This window comes from Actinocrinis sp., from assembly GCF_035650855.1.
Lineage (GTDB): Bacteria > Actinomycetota > Actinomycetes > Streptomycetales > Catenulisporaceae > Actinocrinis.
The window spans coordinates 1-6676 of the sequence record NZ_DASRGV010000041.1 but is presented as its reverse complement, the minus strand read 5'-3'; the positions used below and the strand labels follow the sequence as shown (position 1 = coordinate 6676).

General features: G+C 70.9%; 5 protein-coding genes. 2 read left to right on the top strand and 3 right to left on the bottom strand.

Going from position 1 to position 6676, the window contains the following annotated elements; all coding sequences use genetic code 11:
• Both VFB40_RS03560 and VFB40_RS03555 read left to right on the top strand, forming a co-directional pair.
• Window positions 1–780: DUF1800 family protein (locus VFB40_RS03560; RefSeq protein ID WP_324847812.1), on the top strand; the 780-nt coding region annotated here is incomplete at its 5' end.
• A gap of 15 nt (window positions 781–795) precedes the next feature.
• Window positions 796–2082 carry a DUF1501 domain-containing protein gene (locus tag VFB40_RS03555; protein ID WP_324847811.1) on the top strand — a complete coding sequence of 429 codons (1287 nt, stop codon included), beginning with the start codon at window positions 796–798 and terminating at the stop codon, window positions 2080–2082.
• A 20-nt stretch (window positions 2083–2102) separates the two neighbouring features.
• Here the strand turns inward: VFB40_RS03555 and VFB40_RS03550 are convergent, their stop codons facing one another.
• The 3 genes from VFB40_RS03550 to VFB40_RS03540 form a co-directional block, all read right to left on the bottom strand.
• Window positions 2103–3152 carry a phosphotransferase family protein gene (locus tag VFB40_RS03550; protein ID WP_324847810.1) on the bottom strand — a complete coding sequence of 350 codons (1050 nt, stop codon included), beginning with the start codon at window positions 3150–3152 and terminating at the stop codon, window positions 2103–2105.
• Between the two features lie 120 nt (window positions 3153–3272).
• Entirely contained in the window at window positions 3273–5123 is a 1851-nt protein-coding gene (locus tag VFB40_RS03545) for a glycoside hydrolase family 15 protein (protein ID WP_324847809.1), read from the bottom strand.
• Window positions 5124–5754: 631 nt separating this feature from the next.
• A complete protein-coding gene (locus VFB40_RS03540) occupies window positions 5755–6483 on the bottom strand; it encodes an HAD family hydrolase (protein ID WP_324847808.1) in 729 nt (242 codons plus the stop codon).
• Window positions 6484–6676 lie beyond the last annotated feature (193 nt).

Sequence of the window (6676 nt, the reverse complement as noted above, 5' to 3'; positions counted from 1 at the left end):
ACCGAGACCGACGTACGTCAGGCGGCCCTCGCGCTCACCGGCTGGCGGTTGGACCGCAGTTCGGGCAAGGCGATCTTCGCCGCGAAGGCGCACGCCGCCGGACCGGAGACAATCCTCGGGCGTACCGCGGCGTTCGACGTCGACGCCTTCACCGACCTGCTCATGGCGCAGCCGGCGAACGCGCGGTTCCTCGCCTCGCGCATGTGGTTCCGGCTCGGTTCGAGCGACCCGATCCCGGCCGACACACTCAGCCGTCTGATATCGGCCTACGGCGCGAGCCACGACCTGAGAGCGCTGGCCCGCGCCATCTTCACCGATCCCGTGTTCACCGACAGCGCTGTCACCGCCGCGTCCGCCTCGGCCCGCTACGCGCTCGTCAAACAACCCGTCGAGTACGTGGTCGGCGCTATGCGGGCACTGAAGATCAATCCGCCGGTCGACGGCTCGGCAAAGGAATCGGCCCTCTTGCGCGCCGCGCTCAACGGCCTCGGCCAGCTGCCCTTTGCGCCGCCGAACGTCGGCGGCTGGCCCTCCGGCAGGCTCTGGCTGACCACGGCGGCCACGCAGGCCCGCATTACCTTCGCGCACTGGGTCGCGACAGCCGGCGACGTCTCCCTAGTCGCCGACGCCGCACCGAGCGCGCGTATCGACGCCGCCGCGCATCTGCTCGGCATCGACGCGTTCAGCGACCGGACCCGTGCCGCGCTCGCCGATGTGGCCGGGGATCCCGCGGCCCTCGTCGAACTCGCCCTGCTGAGCCCCGAGTACGCGGTCAACTGAGGAGGCACCGGACCCATGGACATGCTCACCCGACGCAAGTTCCTCCTCGCCTCCGGCGTGACCGGCGCCGCGGCGCTCGCCGGCGGCGCGACGGTCCTCGGCCTGCACGAACTGCACTCGGCCGCCGCCACCGACCCGCTGCCGCCCGGCCAGGGCATCCTCGTGCTGCTCACCCTCTACGGCGGCAACGACGGACTGAACACCCTCGTGCCCGCCGCCGACCCGGCCTACCAGAACGCCCGCCCGGACCTGGCCTACCAGCCGCACGAGGTGCTCGACCTCGGCGACGGCCTCGGGCTCAACCCGGCGATGACCGCGATGCACAGCCTCTGGCAGAGCGGCAAGCTCGCGGTCGTGCGCGGCGTCGGCTATCCGCAGCCCAACCACAGCCACTTCGTCTCGATGGACATCTGGCAGACCGCGTCGCCGAGCGAACCGGGCACGTCGGGCTGGCTCGGCCGGTGGCTGGACAGCCAACCCGACGACCAGTTGCGCGCCCTGCGCGCGGTCTCGCTCGGGGGAGTGCTCCCGCCGCTGCTCGCCGGCGCAAAGACGGCCGGATCGGCGCTCCCGCTCGGCCGCTTCGCCCTGCCGAGCGGCGCACCGGGAGAAGCGCTCAAGGCGCTCGGCGCGGCCTCGACGCAGGACTGCCCGAATGCCGCCTACGCGGCGCGTGACACCGCTGACCTGTTCACCGTCTCGACGGCGTTCGGCCCGACCCTCAGCAGCGCGGCTGCTACTTCGAATAAGGGTGCTGCGTCGAACAAGGGCGCTGGGAAGGTGAAGCAGTCGGCAGGTACCAAAGCCAAGGCGGCCGGCACGGCCGCCAGCGCCCTCGCCCAACAGCTCGACATCGTCGCGTCCTGCATCGAATCCTCGGTTCCGACGCGGGTCTACGCGGTCAGCCTCGGCGGCTTCGACACACACTCGGCGGAGAAGGGTACGCAGAGCACGTTGCTCAAGCAGGTCTCGGACGCGATCGGCGCGTTCCAGCAGCGCATCGCGGCCGGTTCGCGGGCGAGGGACGTCGTGCTGGTCGCCTACTCGGAGTTCGGCCGCCGCGTGGCCGCGAACGCCAACGACGGCACCGACCACGGCACCGCGGGACCGGTGTTCGTCGTCGGAGAGTCGGTGCGCGGTGGCTTCATCGGAGAGCAGCCTTCGCTGACCGACCTCGACAACGGGGACCTGAAGTACCACACCGATTTCCGGTCGGTGTACGCGACGGTCTTGCAGCACGTCCTCGGCACCGACCCGGCGCCCGTCCTCGCCGGCTCGTTCCCCACCCTCTCCTTCGTCTGACCTGCCGGGCGCCGGAGGAACTAGCTAAGCTTGTTGACTGCCTCGAAGATCCGCTTCGGGCACTCCTGGCCGAAGTGCTTCAGGTATTCAGGGTCCGTATAGCCTCGCGGACCCATCTCGGTGAGCAGCAGCACCTGCATGTACAAGTGGTAGAGCGTCATGCGGCGCTCGGCCGCCTCGCCGTCGTCGATGGCTCCGCCGGCGGCAAGGTAGCCGGCGCGCACGTGCTCGTCCTGGTCGGCGCGCCCGAAGACCGCCATGCCCACGAACTCCATCAGCGGATCGCCCCAGATCATCCGCTCGCCGTCGATCAGGCCGCTGATGCGCGACGCCGCGGCGTTCGCGTTGCCGGTGGCGTCACCGTCCGCGGCTTCGTGTCCGGTGATCATCACGTTGCCCGGCCACAGATCGAAGTGCACCAGCGCCGGCGCCTTGATCGCCGCGAGCGCGTCGGCGTGCCGCGCCGCGGCCTTGCGCACCTGGGATGAGGGGAGCGGCAGCGGAGCGTTGAACCGGTCGGCGTCGTCGAGGACCGCGCCGATCATCGCCGCGAACGCCTCGGGCCACGTCGATCCGGACAGTTCGTCGACCGCCGGATATCCGAAGCGGCCCCGCGGATGCGTCACCCGGTGCAACTGCGCCGCGATGCCGCCGAGCTGCCGCTTGAGTTCGGCCTTCGCGCCCTCGTCGAGTCGCTGCTCGACCGAGTACCAGGTGACGCCGTCGACCGCCGACATCACGATGAAGTCGCCGTCGATGACCTCGCGCTCGAAGTTCGCGCACAGCACCTCGGGCACGAGCACGCCGCCGTCCGCCGCCGCGCGGAAGAACTCCGCCTCCCCGCGCATGATGTCCCGCTCGTAGGTCAGCAGCGGGATCCGCGGCTCCGGCGACGCCTTGAGCACGACCTCACGGCCGTCCGTCAGCGTGACGCGGAACGCGGCGTTGAAGAACCCTTCGTTGATCTCCTTCGCCGCGGCGATGCCGGTTTCCGGCCCGAAGGCCGCGCTGATGAGCGCGGCAAGCGTCGGTCCGTCCACGCTGCGCTTGCTCAAGCTCTCGAATGCCACGACGGACCCCTCGCTCTCGGCGCGCTTCTTCGCGTCGCCGCACGTCAAAGCGTCAAAGTACCAAGGTGTCCGGTACTGGGCGACCCGATTACCGAGTGTGCCGACGCGACTGCGATACCGTCACCACGGCCGCCCGTGCGGACGCGTGCCGCGCTGCGAGCGCCGCTCCAGTTCGCTGCCGAGCGTGGTGGCCGCGAAGATCAGCGCCAGGTGCGTGAACGCCTGGGGGAAGTTGCCCAGCTGCTCGCCGGTGGGGCCGATCTCCTCGCCGAACAAGCCGACGTGGTTCGCGTACGTCAGCATCTTGTCGAAGGCGTAGCGGGCCTTGTCCAGCTGCCCGGCGCGCGCGAGCGCGTCGACGTACAGGAAGCTGCACAGGTTGAAGGTGCCCTCGCTGCCGCGCAAGCCGTCCGGCGCCGCCGACGGGTCGTAGCGGTAGACCAGCGAGTCCGTCACGAGGTCCTGCTCGATCGCGGTGAGCGTCGACAGCCACGCGGGGTCCTTGGGCGAGATGAAGCCCACGATCGGCATTATCAGCAGCGAGGCGTCCAGCACGTCCCCGCCGTAGTGCTGCACGAACGCGCCGCGCCGCTGGGACCAGCCGCGCTCTATCACCTGCATCAGGATCGCGTCCCGGGTGGCCGTCCAGCCCTCGAGGTCCGCGGGGCGCGCGTACTCCCGCGCCAGCCGCACGCCCCGGTCGAAGGCCACCCAGCACATCAGCCTGCTGAAGGTGAAGTCGCGCCGCCCGCCGCGGGTCTCCCAGATGCCCTCGTCCGGCCGGTCCCAGGTGGTCTTGAGCCAGTCGAGCATCCCGGAGAGCGTCTGCCAGCCCTGGTAGCCGGAGACCTCGGCCAGCTCGCGCGACTGGGTCAGCGCCCAGACCGCCTCGCCGTAGATGTCCAGCTGCAGCTGGTCCGCGGCCGCGTTGCCGATGCGCACCGGGCCGGACTTCTCGTAGCCCTCCAGGTGCGGGAGCTCTTCCTCCACCAGGTACGGATCGCCGTCCACGCGGTACATGATCTGCAAGGGTTCGCCGCAGGCGTGCCGGGTGTCGCGCAGCCGCTCGGTCACCCAGCGGCGGAACGCGTCCGCCTCCTCGACGAATCCGAGCTCTGCGAGCGCCCGGGCCGCGAGCGCGCCGTCCCGGATCCAGGTGTAGCGGTAGTCCCAGTTGCGCTCCCCGCCGATCTGCTCCGGCAGCCCGAAGGTCGCCGACGCGATCATCCCGCCGGTCGGCGCGTAGGTCAGCATCTTGAGCGTGATCGCGGAGCGGTGCACCATCGTCTGCCAGCGGCCCCGGAACGCCGAGCCGCGCAACCAGGAGTGCCAGAACCGGGTGGTCGCCTCGTGCTCCTCTTCCAACTGCGCGACCGTGATCGGCCGGGCCGGCTCCTCGATCCCGGTGGTCAGCACCAGCGCCGCGGTCTCGCCGAGCCGCAGCGTCACGCTGCCGACGATGTCGTCGCCCTCGCGGTGGAACGGGAACGTGGTCTGCACCTGCAGGTCGAGATCGGGCCCGCGGAAGACCGCCGCGCTGTCGCTCACCAGGGTCAGCTCGTGCCCCGCGCGGCCGTAGTCGAACCGGGGCCGGCATTCGAGCACGAACTTGACCGTGCCGCGCACCACCCGCAGGATCCGCACGACGCGCCGTCGGCCGCTGGCCTGCTCCGGCCGGTCCAGCGGCATGAAGTCGACCACCTCGCCGACGCCGTGGTGGGAGAGGAACCGGGTGATCAGGATCGCGGTGTCGGGCAGGTAGAGCTGCCGGGAGTTGCACTGCACGTCCGCGTCGTCGGCCGCCAGCCGCAGGTAGCCGCCGTGGTCGTGGTCGAGCAGGGACGCGAACACCGAGGGCGAGTCGAAGCGCGGCGCGCAGAAGAAGTCGAGCACTCCGTCGGAGGAGACCAGGGCACAGGTCTGCAGGTCGCCGATCATGCCGTGCTCGGCGATGGGGGGATAGCGGCGCATCGAGATCGGCCTTTCGACTGGTCGGTCCGGAGCTTCAGCACCCTCCTGGGTCGCTCCAGGGTGCGGGTACCGGCGCGGGCGCGCGGTCAGGGCGCGCCCGGCAGTCACCCGGTTGGGGCACGGAAACGACCCGGAAACAGTGCGGAAACCACTTCAGGCCCGGTGCTACTCAAGCGCCACGGCATAAAGGGCCGCTCAAGCGGCGCCGTCGCGAGCATCGAGTCCGCGTCGGGAACGCAAGAGGCGCAACGCCGAGGGTGTAGCAGTGGGGCGAGACGGGAACGCCAGAGGCAGCGCGCGAAGCCCGGCCGCAAAGAAAGGGCGGCTTCGCGCCACGGGGGAAGCGCGAAGCCGCCGGGACGCAGTTGATCAGACCGCGTCGGGAGGTCCGCCCGCCACGGGGGGAGCGGGCAGTGCCTCAATGTTGAACATTCTAACGCGTGTCGAAGCTAGACGAAAGTGCGCCCTCGGCGCTCCGGTGAAGTGCGCCTAGTGCGCTGCTGAATCCCCAGCTCAGCGCGGATTCGGCCGACGCCGCGTCGGTACGCCGGGCTCCGAGGTCCCGCGCGTCTCGCCCTTCGGACGCGCTCGGCCGGGTTCCGGCCGCGGCCGCGACCCCTCCGACGCTCCGTCAGCCCAGCAGTCGCAGAACGCTGTCCAGGCCGCGGTCCCCGGTCCGTGGCTCCGCGGGCAGGATCAGGGCACGAAGCCCGCAGGCGACGGCGCCGCCATCCTGCGCCGGGTTGTCGCCGACCATCACCGTGCGCCGCGGGTCGGCGCCGAGGTCGGCGCAGGCCTTGAGGAAGAGCCGCGGGTCCGGCTTCTCGCAGTTCAACTGGTACGAGAGCGCGTACGCCCGCACCGCGTCGCCGACCCCCGCCGCCTCCAGATCGCGCCGCACGTCCCACACGATGTTGCTGACCACGCCCACCGGTATGCCCCGGCGCTCCAGCGCGCGCAGCACCGGCGCCGTGTCCGTGTAGGGGAACCAGTTCTCCTGCGCCAGTACCGCCTCGTACGCCAGATCGACGATTCCGGCCAGTTGCGGCACCTCGCCGAACCAGACCCGCGTCGCCTCCCGGTGCCGCTGCACGTCCAGGTCCCGGCCCACCTGCGCGGCCTGCACGTGCGGCAGCAGCCCGGCCGCGCGCACCTCGCGCACCAGCGATTCGATGTCGAGCTCTGCGACGTCCCGCCCGGCGGCCTGCCACACCCGCAGCAGGAACACGTCCGTCGGCACCATGCGGAACAATGTGTTGGCGAAGTCGAACAGGACCGCCTCGATCGGCGGGACCGGGGCGTCCAGCTCGTCGTCCGGGGTCTCGACGGCGGAGGGCAGGCTGTAGAGGTGCGTGTACATGGCGCCAAGTCTCGCTCATCGCGCCGCGCCGTGGATCTCGGCGGTCGCGGGTTCCGCGGCCGGGAGGTCGGGCGCCGGGACCGGGCCCCCGTCATGATGGATACATGTCCCATCCGGCGGCGCGGCACATGCGAACCGCGGCCGAGAACGTCCTTGCCTATGTGCGCAGCGCCCCGGGGACCTACGCCTGGCT